Source organism: Modestobacter muralis (assembly GCF_010682105.1).
GTDB lineage: Bacteria > Actinomycetota > Actinomycetes > Mycobacteriales > Geodermatophilaceae > Modestobacter > Modestobacter muralis.
The window spans coordinates 94,688-110,230 of the sequence record NZ_JAAGWH010000033.1 but is presented as its reverse complement, the minus strand read 5'-3'; the positions used below and the strand labels follow the sequence as shown (position 1 = coordinate 110,230).

Annotated in this window: 16 protein-coding genes; 5 read left to right on the top strand and 11 right to left on the bottom strand. The window is 73.9% G+C overall.

The features are described 5' to 3' along the window. Positions 1–10 precede the first annotated feature (10 nt). From GCU67_RS22450 to GCU67_RS12240, 9 genes are read right to left on the bottom strand one after another with little or no spacing between them, the layout of a single operon-like run. Positions 11–244 carry an acyl carrier protein gene (locus GCU67_RS22450; RefSeq protein ID WP_211661246.1) on the bottom strand — a complete coding sequence of 78 codons (234 nt, stop codon included), beginning with the start codon at positions 242–244 and terminating at the stop codon, positions 11–13. Then, entirely contained in the window at positions 237–2,021 is a 1,785-nt protein-coding gene (locus tag GCU67_RS12275; RefSeq protein WP_163611497.1) for an HAD-IIIC family phosphatase, read from the bottom strand. Before GCU67_RS12275 ends, GCU67_RS22450 begins: the two co-directional genes overlap by 8 nt. Continuing rightward, the gene (locus GCU67_RS12270) at positions 2,018–3,211 is read right to left on the bottom strand and encodes an SDR family oxidoreductase (protein ID WP_163611496.1); all 1,194 of its coding nucleotides are present in this window, start codon (positions 3,209–3,211) and stop codon (positions 2,018–2,020) included. Before GCU67_RS12270 ends, GCU67_RS12275 begins: the two co-directional genes overlap by 4 nt. A 1-nt stretch (position 3,212) precedes the next feature. Further along, a complete protein-coding gene (locus GCU67_RS12265; protein WP_211661245.1) occupies positions 3,213–4,235 on the bottom strand; it encodes a 3-oxoacyl-ACP synthase III family protein in 1,023 nt (340 codons plus the stop codon). Next, entirely contained in the window at positions 4,232–4,918 is a 687-nt protein-coding gene (locus GCU67_RS12260; protein WP_163611495.1) for an MBL fold metallo-hydrolase, read from the bottom strand. The genes GCU67_RS12265 and GCU67_RS12260 overlap by 4 nt, the downstream gene beginning before the upstream one ends. A gap of 1 nt (position 4,919) precedes the next feature. Beyond that, positions 4,920–5,642, bottom strand: a complete 723-nt coding sequence (locus tag GCU67_RS12255; RefSeq protein WP_211661244.1) for an SDR family NAD(P)-dependent oxidoreductase — start codon at positions 5,640–5,642, stop codon at positions 4,920–4,922. After that, positions 5,639–5,938: a hypothetical protein gene (locus GCU67_RS12250; protein ID WP_163611494.1), complete on the bottom strand. Its 300-nt coding sequence runs from the start codon at positions 5,936–5,938 to the stop codon at positions 5,639–5,641. The genes GCU67_RS12255 and GCU67_RS12250 overlap by 4 nt, the downstream gene beginning before the upstream one ends. 23 nt (positions 5,939–5,961) lie before the next feature. Beyond that, complete coding sequence (locus GCU67_RS12245; protein WP_170311049.1) at positions 5,962–6,555, bottom strand: GNAT family N-acetyltransferase; 594 nt, start codon at positions 6,553–6,555, stop codon at positions 5,962–5,964. 4 nt (positions 6,556–6,559) lie between these two features. After that, positions 6,560–7,507 carry a class I SAM-dependent methyltransferase gene (locus GCU67_RS12240; protein WP_163611493.1) on the bottom strand — a complete coding sequence of 316 codons (948 nt, stop codon included), beginning with the start codon at positions 7,505–7,507 and terminating at the stop codon, positions 6,560–6,562. 140 nt (positions 7,508–7,647) lie between these two features. Between GCU67_RS12240 and GCU67_RS12235 the strand changes: the two genes are divergently transcribed. The 5 genes from GCU67_RS12235 to GCU67_RS22830 all read left to right on the top strand — a co-directional run bounded on the left by GCU67_RS12235 (position 7,648) and on the right by GCU67_RS22830 (position 14,267). Further along, positions 7,648–8,166, top strand: a complete 519-nt coding sequence (locus tag GCU67_RS12235) for a sugar 3,4-ketoisomerase (protein ID WP_338104965.1) — start codon at positions 7,648–7,650, stop codon at positions 8,164–8,166. Positions 8,167–8,177: 11 nt separating this feature from the next. Continuing rightward, positions 8,178–9,287, top strand: coding sequence for a DegT/DnrJ/EryC1/StrS family aminotransferase (locus GCU67_RS12230; protein ID WP_338104964.1), 1,110 nt, complete (start codon positions 8,178–8,180; stop codon positions 9,285–9,287). A gap of 48 nt (positions 9,288–9,335) precedes the next feature. Further along, a complete protein-coding gene (locus GCU67_RS12225; protein ID WP_163611491.1) occupies positions 9,336–10,667 on the top strand; it encodes a glycosyltransferase in 1,332 nt (443 codons plus the stop codon). Positions 10,668–10,812: 145 nt separating this feature from the next. Further along, a complete protein-coding gene (locus GCU67_RS12220; protein ID WP_163611490.1) occupies positions 10,813–12,114 on the top strand; it encodes a citrate synthase in 1,302 nt (433 codons plus the stop codon). 194 nt (positions 12,115–12,308) lie between these two features. Next, on the top strand, positions 12,309–14,267 hold the full coding sequence (locus GCU67_RS22830; protein ID WP_163611489.1) for an NlpC/P60 family protein: 1,959 nt from the start codon (positions 12,309–12,311) through the stop codon (positions 14,265–14,267). Positions 14,268–14,298: 31 nt separating this feature from the next. Here the strand turns inward: GCU67_RS22830 and GCU67_RS12210 are convergent, their stop codons facing one another. Then, positions 14,299–15,060 (bottom strand): hypothetical protein, encoded by a 762-nt coding sequence (locus GCU67_RS12210; RefSeq protein ID WP_163611488.1) that lies wholly within the window; start codon positions 15,058–15,060, stop codon positions 14,299–14,301. Then, positions 15,057–15,404, bottom strand: a complete 348-nt coding sequence (locus GCU67_RS12205; protein ID WP_163611487.1) for a hypothetical protein — start codon at positions 15,402–15,404, stop codon at positions 15,057–15,059. Before GCU67_RS12205 ends, GCU67_RS12210 begins: the two co-directional genes overlap by 4 nt. Between the last annotated feature and the right edge of the window lie 139 nt (positions 15,405–15,543).

Here is a 15,543-nt window from a genome sequence, read left to right as displayed (position 1 = left end):
GCGACGGGCCTCACGCCTCGAGCAGCTCGGTGAGGACGAGCTTGATCAGCGGGTAGGAGGTGATCGAGCCCGCCTCCTCGTCCGGGATCTGGACACCGAACTCGTCCTCGAGGGCGAGCACGAGCGTGAGGTGACGCAGGGAGTCCCAGCCGGTCACGGTGTCCATGCTGCTGTCGGGGCCGATGTCCGCCGCGGGCACGCGGAGCACGCTCGACATGACGTTCTTCAGGGCGTTCTCATCCAACGCAGTTCATCTCGATCCATGCGGGTGTGGGGGTGTGGAAGTCGTCCACCGCGATGCAGTACGACCGGGACCCGTCGGCGGCCTCGGCCGCGAGGGAGAGGCCGAGACGGTCCCAGAAGTCGGACACCTGGGCGTTCTTGGGGGTGGGGCGGAAGTCCGCGTGCAGGCTCGTGCACCTGTCGGCGACCGCGTCGGCCACGACGCGGGGCCACACGGCGGTCTCGATGCCCCGGCCCAGCACCCGGCAGCTGAGGAAGAAGCTCTCGACGCGCGCCGCTGCGCCGTCGCGGTGGACCACCACGGCACCGGTCAGGCCGGCGCTGCCGAACACGTCACCCACGACCAGCGCGTAGACGGCGTGCTCCGGGTCGGCCATCAGCCGCTCGACCTCCGAGACGCCGTAGCGGCGGGTGGTCAGGTTGAACTGGTTCGACTTCTGCGACAGCTCGCTGATCCGGGCCGCATCGGCCGGGTCGTCCCGGCGCACCTGCACGGTCAGCTGCAGCGAGGCCAGGTAGGTCTCCTGGTCGACCGAGGCGGCCTGCAGCTCCTCGGCGCGGGCACGGTGCCGGTACTGCTCGGTCTTGTCCCGGCTCTCCTCGGTCACGCCACCGGCCAGGAACAGCTCACCGATCCCACGGACCACCCGCGGGTAGTCCGACAGCCGGGCCGGCACCTGCACGGTGGTGACCACGGGCAGCTGCTGGCGCATCGCCTCGCACTCGAAGGGCGAGTCGTCGAGGAACACGATGCTGTCCAGGCCCAGCCCGAGCTCCGCGGCCAGCGCGCGCACGTTGGCCGGCTTGTCCGACCAGTCGACCTTCTTGACCACGAAGTCCTCGTCGCGCAGCACCGTGGACGGGTGGTCGCGGAGGACCTCGTCGACGTCGGCCGGGTTGTTCTTGCTGACCAGGCACAGCAGCACGCCGGCGCGCCGGAGGGCAGCGATCTCGTGCTGCACCTGCCAGAACACGTTCCCGGGGTGGTCGTGCGGCCCCAGTGCGATGCCCTCGACCGAGTCCTCGCCGACGACGCCGCCCCACAGCGTGCCGTCGCAGTCCAGGGCGAGCACCTTGCGGAAGGGCGCCCCGAAACCGCGGGCGGCGACGGTGACCCGGCGGGCGAGCTCGTCCAGGAAGGCCCCGGTGTAAGGGGCCTTCCCGCGGAACCAGAAGCGCAGGTCGAAGGCGGCGTCGCGGCCCACCGTGCGGACCACGTCCGCACCGTCGACGAGGCGGGTGTTGGGGAACCCGGCGGCCACGTCGCGCAGCGCGGCGTCGAACCGGTCGAGGACCGCGGCGACGACGTCACGGCCACCGGCGTCCAGCGGGCTGCCCATCCGGTGGAAGGTGACCAGGTGGACCGACGGCAGCGGGCGGGCGGCCTCCAGGGCGAGGCGGTAGCGGGTCCGGACGCTGGTCTCCAGCGCGTCGAGCGCCGCCGGGGCCAGCCCGGGCAGCTGCGCCTCGAAGGCCGGGAGCAGCGCGTCGAAGAAGGGCACCAGCACCACGTGCTGCACCCCCTCGTGGAGGAACCGCTCGACGTCCCCGATCGGGTCGTCGTGGTTGCCGGGGACCACCTGCACCGCGGTGCCGGACAGCAGTCCGTGCCGGCGGAGGTAGGTGCCCAGCAGGTCGACGGTGACCGCCGAGGAGATCCCGATCCGCACGGTGCGCTCCTGCGGCTGCTGCTCCACCTCCTCCACGGCCCGCAGGACGGCGGCGAGCGTGCTCCCCGGCGCCGCCAGCACGGCCCTCGGGTCGACGGGGTCGCTCATCGCATGGCCGACCCGCCGTTGACGGCGACCGTGTCCCCGGTGACGAAGGCGGCGCCGTCGGAGACCAGCCAGGCCACCGCCGCGGCGACGTCACCGGGGGTGGCCAGCCGGCGCAGCGGCGTCTGGCGCGCGGCCATCAGCTGCGCCTTCTCCGAGATGTCGCCGATCAGCGCCGTCTCGGTCATGCCGGGGGCGACGCAGTTGACCGTGATGCCGCGCGGCCCGAGCTCGGCCGCCATGTACCGGGAGAAGACCGCGAGCGCGCCCTTGGCCATCGCGTACCCGGTCCAGGTCACCGAGGGCGGGCCGTCGACGACCTGCGAGGTGACGTTGACGATCCGGCCCCAGCCGCGCTCGCCCATCGCCGGTGCCACGGCGCGGGTCATCGCGAGGGCCCCCCGGACCTGGACGTCGAGCTGGGCCTGCACGTCGGCCCACTCCAGCGCGGCCAGCGGCTTGGGGTTGATCCGCGGGGAGGCGTTGTTGACCAGCACGTCCACCGCGCCGAACTCGCCGACGGCGGCCTCGTGCAGCGCCCGGGCACCGGCGTCGGTCCCGACGTCGGCCCGGACGGCGATCGCCCGGACGGCGCCCCCCGCGGTGATCTCGGCGGCGATGTCGGCCGCCCGGTCGGCTCGGGACCGGTAGTTGACGACGACGTGGTGGCCGTCGGCGGCCAGCCGGCGGCAGACGGCCCGGCCGATGCCCCCGGCGCCGCCGGTGACGAGGGCGACCCGCGGCCGCCCGTCCGGCGCGGACTCGACCACCGGACGCGGTGGCGCGAGCACCTTGACCCGGCCCTGACCGCTGAGCACGAGCTGCTGGTTCTGGTTGACGATCCGGGTGTCGAGGTCGAGCAGTCGCTCCCGGTCGTGCGTGGCGACGACGGTGACGCTGACGGTGAGCTCGTCACCCAGGCGGACCGGCAGCAGGAACTCGGTGTTCTGGGAGATCCACAGCGCGCCGGGCCCGGGCAGCTGCGTGCCGATGACCGTCGAGAGGAAGGAGGCCCCGAGCATGCCGTGCACCACGACGTCCTTGAAGGTCGTCGTCTCGGCGTAGGCCGGGTCCACGTGCAGCGGGTTGTCGTCGCCGGTCATCTCGACGAACCGGCGCACGTCGGCCTCGGTGATCGTGCGGACCAGGGAGCGGGTGTCCCCCACGTGGATCGCCGCGTAGTCGGTGAACACCTCACACCCCTCCGGAGGACGGCAGCTGCCAGCGCCACACGGAGGCGCCGAAGGTGAACCCGGCGCCGACGGCGGCCAGCACCACGGTGTCCCCGTTCCTGAGCAGGCCCCGCTGGACGGCCTCGCTCAGCGCGATGGCCAGGGACGCCGACCCGGTGTTGCCGATGCGCTCGACGTTGGTGTGGGTCCGGGACAGGTCGAAGCCCAGCTTCCGCACGATGTACTCGATCAGTCGCAGGTTGGCCTGGTGGAACAGCAGGAAGTCGACCGAGGCCAGCTCCACCCCGCTCTTCTCGCACGCCTGGCGGACCACCCGCGGCAGGTGGGTGATCGCCTGCTTCCAGGTGGCGATGCCGTTCATCTCCATGAGGTCGACGGCGGGGTCGAAGGAGCGCCCCTGCAGCGGGAAGCTGGAGCCGCCGCCCCGCATCCGGACCGCCTCGAAGTTCGAGCTGTCGGTGTGGAACGCCGAGGCCCGGATCCCGTCCTCGGGGTCGGCCGAGCGGCTGAGCACGGCCGCGCCGGCGCCGTCGGCGAGGTAGACGGCGGTGTTGACGTCGCGCCGGTCGATGTACCGCGAGAGCATCTCCACCCCGATGACCAGGGCGTGGCGGACCGTCGGGTCGGCCCTCATCCGGTCCGAGGCGATGGTCAGCCCGGTGACGAAGCCGGTGCAGTTGGCCTGGACGTCGAACACCTGCGCGCCGGTGGCCCCCAGGTCCCGCTGGACCTTCGCCGACAGCGGGGGGAACAGGTAGTCACCGGAGAAGGTGCAGGCGATGACCAGGTCGACCTCGTCGGCCCGGACCCCCGCCATCTCCAGCGCCCGGCGGCCGGCCTGCAGGGCGAAGTCGGACGCCGAGTCGTCGGGCCCGGCGATGTGGCGCTGGGTGATGCCGGTCTTCTCCACGATCCACTCGGGCGAGACGTCGAGGCCCTGGCAGAGCGTGGCGTTGTCCTCGACGTGCTCGGGCAGGTGGTGCCCCACCCCGGAGATGACGACGCCACCGGCGGCGCCGGTCACGAGGTGACCGCCCCGAGGAAGGCGGCCAGGGCCTGGTTGCCGGTGCGCACCGACTCGCCGTCGGCCGGGTCGCCGTGGCCCGGGTAGACCTGCCGTCCGGCGGTCAGCTGCGGCCACAGGCCCCGCACGCTGGCCCGCAGCGCGTCCTGGTCCTCGCCGGGGAGCGCGTTCAACCCGACACCCCGGCGGTAGAGCGTGTCCCCGGTGAACCAGGCGTGGCCCAGCTCGAGCACGCAGGACCCGGGCGTGTGACCAGGGGTGTGGCGGAACCGCAGCGGTCCCCCGGGCAGGTCCACGCTGAAGCCGTCGTCCACCAGCGTGACATCGGCAGCCGTGACCCGCTCCGGGATCCCCAGCGCCATCAGCAGGAAGTTGGAGGACCGCATCGTCCGGCTGTCCGCCCGGTGGAGGAACACCTCGCAGCCGTACCGCGTCTGGAACCACGACGCCCCGGCGGTGTGGTCGAAGTGCCCGTGCGTGCAGAGCACCTGGTGGGGCCGGAGGCCGTGCGCGGACAACGCCGCGTCGATGGCCGCCCCGTCCAGGCCGGGGTCGATCAGCACCCCGCCGCCGGGGACGTCGGCCTCGCAGAACCAGGCGTTGGACGGGAAGCTCCCGCTCGTCACCCGCCAGACGGCGCCGCCGCCCCAGTCCCCGACCCGCTCGGCCGTCTCGCCGGCCACCTCAGTGCACCCCGCCCAGGTAGACCGTCTGGGCCGTGACGTAGGAGCTGCGCTCGGAGCAGAAGAAGTCCAGCACGTTCAGGACGTCGTCCGGCTCGGCGTACCGGGGCAGCGGGAGCCCGGCGACGACCGCGTCGACCTTGTCCTGGGGCAGCTGGGCGAGCATGTCGGTGGCGATCGCGCTGACCCCGAGGGTGTTGACGGTGACGCCGAGGGGCGCGAGCTCCTTGGCCATGACGTTGCCCATGGTGGTCAGTCCCGCCTTGGAGGCTGCGTAGAGCGAGTCCCCGATCGGCTCCAGACCGACGGCCATGGAGCTGATGTTCACGATCCGTCCCCACCCCGAACGGCGCATCAGCTTGGCCGCCTCGCGGGAGACCATGAAGGCGCCCAGCAGGTTGGTGTCGACCATCGCCGCAGCGGCGGCCGGCGGCATGATCATCGAGTACTGGGAGGTCAGCACCGCCGCGTTGTTGACCACGATGTGCACCGCGTCGGTGACCTGCTTGAGCTCGGCGAACCCGCGCTGGACGGAGGCGGGGTCGGCGACGTCGACCTGCACGTGGGTGTGGTCGGGGTGGTCGATCGTCGACTCCCCCCGGGCGAAGCCGACGACCCGTCCCCCGTGGGCCAGGACGTGCTCGGCGATCATCCGGCCGATGCCGCGCCTGCTGCCCGTGACGAGGGCGACCCTGCCCGCGTAGGGCGGGCCCACGTCGCTCACGCGAGCTCCGGGAGGCTCAGGACGTAGGCGGTGAGTGCGGCCACGTCGGTGAACGGCGAGACCTCCTGGCTCATCGCGCGGTCGTCGGTGAGCATGACGGTGCGGCCGGCCGCGGCCGAGACGGCCTCCTCGACGTCGACGATCACCGACACCAGGTCGAGCGAGTCCAGCGCCGCGTCGGCGCCGAAGAGCCGGGTCTGCGGACCGACCACGAACCTGTCGTCGGCGGCCCGCTCGTCGTTGAGGGACTCCAGGGCGCGCAGGACGATGTCCTGGACGGCGGCGTGATCGAGCATCGGGTGGTTCCTCCGTGTGTCGTTCACCGGCTGCGGGCAGCGGCGATGAGTGCGTTCATGCGGGGCAGGGTGGTCGTCCGGTAGTCGGCGACCAGCAGGCCGAGGCAGACGGCGTCCTGGAACCGTCCACCCAGGAACAGGTGGTCGCGCAGCCGGCCCTCCTCGCGCATGCCCAGGAACTTCTGCCACTTGACCATCCGGGTGTTCTCGGCGGCGACGATGCCGCACACCCGGACCAGGTCGAGCTCGTCGAAGGCCAGTCCGTACAGCAGCCTCATGGCCTCCACCGCGGCCGGGACGCCCTGCACCGCGGTCTCCTCCCCGATCAGGAACCGGCCCGGCTCCGCGCGCCGGTTCACCGGGTCCACGGCGGTCAACGAGACCATCCCGACGGGGCGGCCGTCGGTCAGCTCGATGACGAAGTCGTGGTCGGACTCCGGGCGCGCGGCGATCCAGCCGGCCTGCTCCTCGACCGTGCGGGCGCCTGCGTTGAGGAAGCGCGCCCGGTCGGCCTGGCGCCAGCCGAGGGTCACCGCGGCATCGGCGACCACCAGCGGGCGGAGCTGGACGAACTCCCCGCGGAGCACCCGCCGACCGGCGGTCACGGCGTTCGACACCACCTCAGTGGACGACGAACGCCGCGGCCAGCGGGACCGGAACGCCGGGTCCCGACGGCCGGTAGGCGGCACCGACGAAGGACTGCTCCAGCGTGAACCCGGCCTCGACCAGGTGGGCGAGCACGTCGTCGTGGCTGCGGTAGAGGTGGACGTGGTCGGCGTGCGCGGCGTTGAGCGCGGCCGTGATGAACGCCCTGCCCCCCGGGGCCATGGTCGCCCGCAGCCCCCGGAGGAAGGCGACCGGGTCGTCCAGGTGCTCGAGCACCTCCACGCACACCAGCCACTCGGCCAGGGGGCCGGGCGGGTCGGCGACGACGTCGCGCAGCTGCGCCTCGTACCGGTGACCGACGCCCAGGGCCTCGAGCTGGTCCTGCGTGAAGCGGATCGAGGACGGGCTGATGTCGAAGCCGGTCCCGCGCACCGCCGGGAGACGGCGCAGCAGCATCCCGGAGTACAGCCCGGTCCCGGTCCCGACCTCGACGAAGGAGGACGCGCCGGCCATGCGCATGACGTCGACGAAGGCCGAGTCGAAGAACTGGACCTGTCGGTAGTGGTGCGGCCACAGGAAGTGGGAGAGGAGCAGACCCGGCAGGTACTCCCGCATCATGTGCTGCTCGTTGAAGTAGACCTCGCTGGCCGCCTCGCCGTGGGTCTTGGGCCGGTACCGGCCCTCGACCTCGAACGCCGCCTGCAGCCGCATCGACTGCATCGCGAAGGCGGCGTACCCCTTGACCGCCGCGGCCACCGCCTCCGGCGTGGGGAACAGCGCGGCCACGACCAGCTCGAACTCGTCGGCCCAGCGGGCCCCGAACAGGGCCGCGCACCGGTCGGCGATGTCGGCGGCGAACCGGTGGTTGGCCCGCAGCGCGTCGGTCATCGACACCAGGGCCGGGTGCACGTCGCGGTCGAGGCGGAAGGGGGTCGTCCTGTCCGCGAGGGTCGTGGAGGGCATGTCCCCACCATGGACGACCGCGGCGGCCGACACGCGGAAGCGCTGCCTCCCGCCGTCCCACGCGCCACTGCGCTCTCCACCGCCCCGCGAGGGCCCCCGGGTGTGCCGGGCACCGGCGGCGACTGCCGATGACCCGGGGCGTGACTCCTCAGGACCGCCGCTCCCCCGCCCCGGGTCGTCGCGCCACGGACTGGAACCCACGCCCGGAGGGCAGCGGCGCCGGCTGCAGGATCGTCGACCTGCCCCGGATCACCGACCCGCGGGGCAACCTGACGTCCCTCGAGGGCGGCGTCCACGTGCCCTTCGAGATCGCCCGCGTCTACTACCTCTACGACGTGCCGGGTGGCGAGTCCCGCGGCGGCCACGGGCACCGCGAGCTGCAGCAGCTGATCGTGGCCGCGGCCGGCAGCTTCGACGTGGTCGTGGACGACGGCACGGAGACCGCGCGGTTCCACCTGAACCGCTCCTACCACGGGCTGCTGGTCCCCCGGCTGGTCTGGCGGGAGCTCGGCAACTTCTCCTCCGGCAGCGTCTGCCTCGTCCTCGCCTCCCAGGTCTACGCCGAGGACGACTACTACCGCGACTACGACGAGTTCCTCACCGCACGACGGGCGGCCGAGGCATCGGGTGAGCTGAGCACCCCGGCGCGCACCGCGTGAGCGTCACCCCGGTGACGCGCCGCGTCCCGTTCCTGGACCTCGGAGCGCTGTACGCGGAGATGGGGCCGGAACTGGAGGACGCGGCCCTGCGGGTGATGCGCAGCGGTCGGGTGCTGCTGGGCCCGGAGCTGTGCGCCTTCGAGGACGCCTGGGCTGCTGCGGTCGGCGCCCACTCCGCCGTCGGGGTGGGCAACGGACTCGACGCGCTCTCCCTCGGGCTGCGTGCCCTGGGCGTCGGTCCGGGCGACGAGGTCCTCGTGCCCTCGCACACCTTCATCGCGACCTGGCTGGCGGTGGTGCACGTCGGTGCGGTCCCGGTGCCGGTCGACGTCCGGACGGCGAACGCCGACTGGGACCCCGAGGCGCTGGCGGCTGCGGTCACGAGCAGGACGCGGGCCGTGGTCCCCGTCCACCTGTACGGACACCCCGTCGACCTGGCCCCGGTCCTGCAGGTCGCCCGCGCCCACGACCTGGTCGTGCTCGACGACGCAGCGCAGGCCCACGGCGCCCGGCTCGGCGACCGCCCGGTGGGTGGCCTGACCCATGCCACGGCCTGGAGCTTCTACCCGGGGAAGAACCTGGGCGCCCTCGGCGACGGCGGCGCGGTCACCACCCCCGACCCGACGACCGCGGAGCGCCTCCGCTCGCTGCGGAACTACGGCTCGACGGAGAAGTACCGGCACGACGAGGTCGGCTACAACAGCCGGCTGGACGAGGTGCAGGCCGCGCTGCTGTCGGTCAAGCTCCGCCGGCTGGACGAGCACAACGCCCGTCGCGCGGCCGCGGCCCGACGCTACGACGAGGGACTGGCCGGGCTGGACCAGCTGGTGCTCCCCGAGCGGTCGGCGGGGACGAGCCCGGTCTGGCACCTGTACGTCGTGCGCACCCCGCACCGTGCCCGGCTGCGGGAGCACCTGGCCGCACGTGGTGTGGAGACCCTGGTGCACTACCCGGTCCCGCCGCACCGTCAGCGCGCCTTTGCCGACACCCCGATGGCCGGGCTGCACCTGCCGATGGCCGATCGGCTCGCCACCGAGGTCCTCAGCCTGCCGATGGGCCCCACGCTCGGCCCTGACGACCAGGACGTGGTCATCGACGCGGTGCGGTCCTTCCGCGCCTGAGGGACCACGACGTCCGCCGCCCCACCCGAACAGGAAGGCAGTCCGCACGTGAGCGAGCCCTCGGTCAGCGTCCTCATCCCCACCTACAACGGGGAGCGTCACCTCCGGGCAGCCCTGCGCTCCGCTCGGGAGCAGAGCCACCGCGCCCTGGAGATCCTCATCGGCGACGACGGCTCGACCGACGGGACGGCGCAGATCGTCGCGACCGCCGCGGCCGCCGACGACCGCATCCGGGTCATCCGGCACGAGACGAACGTCGGCGCGTACGACAACCTGTCCGGGCTCCTGCGGGAGGCCCGCGGTGAGTACGTCAAGTACCTCCTGCACGACGACGTGCTGGCCACCGACTGCGTCCGCGAGCTGGTGCGGGGCATGCAGTCCGCGCCCGAGGCGACCCTGGCGTTCTCCCGCCGTTCCCTCATCGACGAGAACGGCAAGGCCGTCCCCGGGCACGAGTTCCCGGCGTTGCGGGACCGGGCCGGCACGATCGACGGGCTCGAACTGGGCGACTCGGTCCTGGAGACCTGCACCAACGACATCGGCGAGTTCTCCACCGCGCTCTTCCGCCGGGACGCCCTCGACCTGGACACGCTGTGGGAGGTCGACGGCCGCCGGATCGACGTGGTGACCGACGTGAAGGTGTGGATCCAGCTGCTGGCCCGCGGGCCGGCCTTCTACACGCCACGGACCCTCAGCCGGTTCCGCCTCCACCCGGGGCAGAACACCTGGAACCCCTGGGCCATGGCGCGTGGTGAGCGTGACTGGGTCCGCCTGGTCGACTGGGGCATCCGACAGGGCTTCCTCCGCGACCCGGCGCAGCGCCGGCGGGCCTACAGCCGGGTCCTCCAGATGGCCGCCGCCCGGCTGGCCAGCATGGTCGACTCCCCGGAGCACGGCCCGGCGCTGGAGACGGTCTTCCTCGCGACGACGGCGCTGGTCGAGCTGGGAGCCGACCGGTCCGGTGACGCCCAGGGACCGCTGTGGAGACGAGCTCACGGACCCGGTGCCCGGTACCGGTTCACCCAACAGCTCGACGTCTGGACGCGCACGTACCCGGTCGCGCTGGCGGCGCCCAGCCTCGCGCCCGAGGAGCTCACCGCGACCGTCGAGGCACTGCGTCGCGTGGCCGCCGACGGAGTGGCGGAGAAGCTGGTGATCGCCGTGCCGCCGCACCTCCTGGAGGAGGCCGTGCCGCTCCTCGAGGAGGCGCTCGCCCAGGGACCGGACATCGACGTCGAGCTGGTCCCCAGCGACGCGCCGGCGACGCTGCTGCGTGCCCCGTGGCTGGCGGTCGCCCCGCCGGACCGCCGCTGGCACGCCGACCTCGCCACTGCAGTCTGGTCGCTGGAACCCGCTGGCGTCCCCTCCGCCGCGTCCTGACCGCCGGTCCGCCGGCCCCGGCCTGTCCGGGGGTCTCCTCCGGCGGGCCGGAGGGCGCACCGGGTGGGTGGGACGAGGGTCTCGCCGGGTCCGTGCGCCGGGGCCCTGTCGCGCCACGGGGAGAACTGAGTAGCGTCCAGCCGTGATGAGCGAGACAGCGAGCACCCCAGACGTCGCCCTGCGCTGGCCCGGCGGCGAACTGCCCATGCGGGTCATCCCCTCCACGGAGGGGTCCGAGGGCATCGACACCAGCAAGCTGCTGGCCACGACCGGCCAGGTCGCCCTGGACATCGGCTTCGTGAACACCGCCTCCTGCACCTCGGAGATCACGTACATCGACGGCGACGCGGGCATCCTGCGCTACCGCGGGTACCCGATCGACCAGCTGGCCGGCAAGGCCAGCTTCCTCGAGGTGTCCTACCTGCTGATCTACGGCGAGCTCCCGACGGCCGACCAGCTGGCGGCGTTCGACGACCGGATCCGCCGGCACACGCTGCTGCACGAGGACCTCAAGGGGTTCTTCAACGGCTTCCCCCGCGACGCGCACCCGATGCCGGTGCTCTCCTCGGCCGTCAGCGCGCTGTCGACCTTCTACCAGGACTCGCTGGACCCCTTCGACCAGCGCCAGGTCGAGCTGTCCACCGTGCGGCTGCTGGCCAAGCTGCCCACGATCGCGGCCTACGCGTACAAGAAGTCCGTCGGCCAGCCGATGCTCTACCCGGACAACTCGCTGGGCCTGGTGGAGAACTTCCTGCGGATGACCTTCGGGTTCCCGGCCGAGCCGTACGAGGCCGACCCGGAGCTGGTCAAGGCCCTGGACATGCTCTTCGTGCTGCACGCCGACCACGAGCAGAACTGCTCCACCTCCACGGTGCGGCTGGTCGGCTCCGCGCAGGCGAACATGTTCGCCTCGATCTCCTCGGGCATCCACGCCCTGTCGGGCCCGCTGCACGGCGGCGCCAACTCCTCGGTGCTGGAGATGCTCGAGGCGATCAAGCGCGACGGCGGCGACATCGGCCACTTCGTCGACCGGGTGAAGAACAAGGAGCCCGGCGTCAAGCTCATGGGGTTCGGGCACCGGGTCTACAAGAACTACGACCCACGCGCGGCCCTGGTGAAGGCCACCGCCGACACCGTGCTGAACAAGCTCGGCGGCAACAACGAGCTGCTCGACCTGGCCCGTCAGCTGGAGGACATCGCCCTCAACGACGACTACTTCATCCAGCGCAAGCTCTACCCGAACGTCGACTTCTACACTGGCCTGATCTACCGGGCCATGGGCTTCCCGACCAAGATGTTCACCGTGCTGTTCGCCCTGGGCCGGCTGCCCGGGTGGATCGCCCAGTGGCGCGAGATGATCGAGGACCCGGCCACCAAGATCGGCCGTCCGCGGCAGGTCTACACCGGCCCCACGGAGCGCTCGTTCGTGGAGCTGTCGCAGCGATAAGCACTCCGCACGCCCCGAGGCCCCGTCGTCCACCCGGACGGCGGGGCCTCGTCGTGTCCCTCTCTCCCCCGATGGGGTGAGTCGCGTCCCCCCGTGGGGTGAGGGACCTACACCGCCCCCCGGCCCCCGTCGATGGGATCAAGACACCGGACGCCACCTGGCGCCCGGACCGATCTCGGACCCGGGGGACGACGGTGACCGCTCCACGCGCGCAGGTCACCGCGCAGCGACCCCGGACGACGTCGTCGACCACCCGCCCGGCCGTCACGACCCGCACGCCGGCCCCCCGCGCCTCGGCTCCCCGCACCCCCGCCGCCCGCACCCCCGCCGCCCGCACCTCGGCCTCGCGCACCGGGACGCCCCGGGCCGGCGCACCCCGGCCGCGCACCGGCACCGGCCGGCCGCGTCCCGCCGGCGCCGCGGGCCCGCGCCGGCCCGCCGCCCGGCGTCCCGCCCCGAGGCGCACCCCCGGCGCGCTGCGGCGGTGGCGCGACCGGCTCGGCGTGCTCACCGGCGCCACGCTCGCCGTCCTGCTCCTGCTCGGCGCCCTCACCCAGCCGCCCACCGAGGCCGGCCAGGTCCCGAAGGCGCCCACCGACGACGCCCGCAGCACCGCCACCACCGTGGCCGAGGCGACCGCCCGCTACCGGGACGCGCTGGCCGAGGCGTCCGCCGCCAGCACCCGCGCCCAGCAGGCCCGAGACGCGGGCACCGCCGCCCTGGCCGACGTGGCCACCGCGCGCGCCGCCGTCGGCACCCACGCCACCGCCGCCTACAAGCGCACCGCCGAGCAGCGCTGGCCGGTGGGCCGGCTCTCGGTCGACGCCCCCGGGGCCACCGCCGACGTCCTGCACGCCGCCGGCCTGGTCGAGCACCTCACCGACGACCGGGACGCCCAGGTGGCCCGGGCCGCGCAGGCCGCCGTCCACGCCGCGCAGTTCACCGACGAGGCCGCCGCGGCCGAGGACGCCGCGGCCGACGCCCGCACCCGTGCCGCCGCCGTCCTGGACGAGGTGCGCGACCTCGTCGCCACCCTCGACCCGCGCACCAGCGCGCAGTGGGCCGCACTGTCGACCAGCCCGGCCTCCGCCGAGCAGCAGGAGCGCAACGCGACCGCGCTCGCCGGCTGGCAGTCCTACCTCGACCGGCTGGTCGCCGCTGACGTCACCCCGCCGACCGCGGCCGCGCTGACCGACGCCGGCGACCTGCCGCGCGGGCTTGCCCCGCTGCGCGACGCCTCCGGCGCCCCGGTGCCCGGGGTGGCGACCGCCTACGCCGACGGCCAGACCCTCACCGTGCTGCCCACGGAGACGATCGCCGCGGTGAGCGCCGCCTTCGCCCAGCTCGGCCGCCCCTACCTGGCCGGCCAGAGCGGCCCCGACGGCTACGACTGCGCCGGGCTCACCGCGACCGCCTGGACCCAGGCCGGGCTCGGCCTGGCCGGGGACCTGGCCGGGCAGTGGGCGCAGGGCACCCCGGTGCCCAGCGGCCAGCTCCAGGTCGGTGACCTGGTGTTCAGCACGCGCTTCGGCAGCGGCCTGGACGACGTCGGGCTCTACCTGGGCGGCACCAGCGTGCTGTCCGCCTCCGCCGACCGCTGGCAGGTCGCGGTGCACGAGGTCGGCGACCTGAGCACCGCCGTCCGGGTCACCGTCCCGCCGGCGACCCCCACCCCGCTGCCGGTGCCCGCCGGCGGCCCGGCGACCTGCAGCGCACCGCCGCCGGCCCCGGGCAGCCCGGCCGAGGCGGCCTGGGGCGGCTGGTCCAACGGCCGGATCCCGGCCGACCAGCTGTGCGGCATCGGCCCGTCCCAACGGCTGCGCTGCGACGCGGCCGCCGCGTACACCGCGATGTCGGCGGCCTACCAGACCTCCTTCGGCACGCCGCTGTGCATCACCGACTCCTACCGCTCCTTCGGCGCACAGGTCGACGCGCACGAGCGCAAGCCGCGGATCACCGCCGTCCCCGGGACGTCGAACCACGGGTGGGGCCTCGCGGTGGACCTGTGCGGCGGGGTCAACGTCTTCGGCACCGCGCAGACGGCGTGGATGCAGCTCAACGCCGGCCGCTTCGGCTGGGTGCACCCGGACTGGGCACAGGCCCGCGGGGAGAACCCGGAGCCGTGGCACTGGGAGTACGGCAGCCTCGCCTGAGCGCAGGCGGGTCGGCCGGGGAACCGGTCGGTCAGGCCCAGCCGAGGTCGGCGACGGTCCGCCAGGGCAGCGTGGCGCAGGACTCGGTCGCCTCGGCGGCCAGCCGGCGGGCCACCGGGCCCTCGGCGCAGGCCACCGGGCGGCCCGGGCTGACGACGACGTGCCCGTCGCGGAGCCGGAGCCCGCGGTCGGCCATCTCCTGCAGCAGCGCCTCGGGGCGGACGAGGACGGCGGTGTCCAGGCCGGGGGCGTCGGTGGCGGTGCACAGCCCGACCGGGCCCTGCATGCGCAGCGTGGCGTCGACCGTGGCGGCACGACCCAGTGCCGCCGAGCGCACCTGGTGCACGAGCGGAAGCGACGCGGTCCGCGAGGGGCGCCACGGGACGACGAGCGCGCCGCGGGTGACCGTCACCCGCCAGCCGAGCACGGTCTGCGCGGGGTCGGTCCAGTCGAGCAGCGCCGTGCCAGCGGCCACGGCGACCTCGTCGGGCACCGGGCGCCGGGCCAGCCAGGCGACCACCGCGGCGGTGACCCCCTCCGGGGTGGCCGCGACGCGGGACCGGGTCATCTGCGTGGCGAGCTCGGCCAGGAGCACGCGGCTGCGTCGTCCGGCCTCCTCGAGCACGACCATCGGGCCGGTGCCGGTGCCCTCGAAGACGTCGAACCGGAGTCCGGGGTCGAGGTCGGCCGGGGTCAGCCGGGAGAGCGCGGCCCGGACGTCGGGCACCCGCACCTCGGTGCGGTTCAGCCGCGCGAACAGCCCGGAGGGTGCGCCGAAGAGCGTCTCGCTCACGCGCTGCGCCCCCCGGTCAGCGCCGCCCGGGTGACCGGCTCGAGGCCGGGCAGTGACAGCACGCTGGCCAGCTCGAGGGCCGACAGCCGGACGGGGACGACGTCGGCGCCCCAGCCGGTGGCCAGGCGGACGCGGGCGACCGGCGCGGGCCACACGAACTCGCGCGCGGCGGCGACGTGCAGCTCGGTGAGGACGTCGCCGAGGTGGATGGCGGCGACCGGGTGGACCGGACCGACCTCGAGGGCCTCGGTGACGGCGCGCTCGACCTCCTCGCGGTCGACGGCGGTCAGCCAGTGCGGCACGAGGACGACGTGCTCGGGCGCGGCGGCCGGGGGGACGCTCATGCCCGGACCGCCGGCCGGCGGTCGCCCGGACGCATCGGCAACCGGGGTGGACCGGCCGTCGTCCGGGTCCGACCCGCGGGGCGGCGGTAGCGGTCCGGCGTGGTCACGGAATGGATATCGGCAGGTCGGACACCGGTTG

Bases quoted from the DNA above. Each gene is read 5' to 3' on its own strand.
- GCU67_RS12275 (WP_163611497.1), bottom strand. From the start codon at position 2,021: ATGAGCGACCCCGTCGACCCGAGGGCCGTGCTGGCGGCGCCGGGGAGC.
- GCU67_RS12250 (WP_163611494.1), bottom strand. From the start codon at position 5,938: ATGCTCGATCACGCCGCCGTCCAGGACATCGTCCTGCGCGCCCTGGAG.
- GCU67_RS12240 (WP_163611493.1), bottom strand. From the start codon at position 7,507: ATGCCCTCCACGACCCTCGCGGACAGGACGACCCCCTTCCGCCTCGAC.
- GCU67_RS12220 (WP_163611490.1), top strand. From the start codon at position 10,813: ATGAGCGAGACAGCGAGCACCCCAGACGTCGCCCTGCGCTGGCCCGGC.
- GCU67_RS12205 (WP_163611487.1), bottom strand. From the start codon at position 15,404: ATGAGCGTCCCCCCGGCCGCCGCGCCCGAGCACGTCGTCCTCGTGCCG.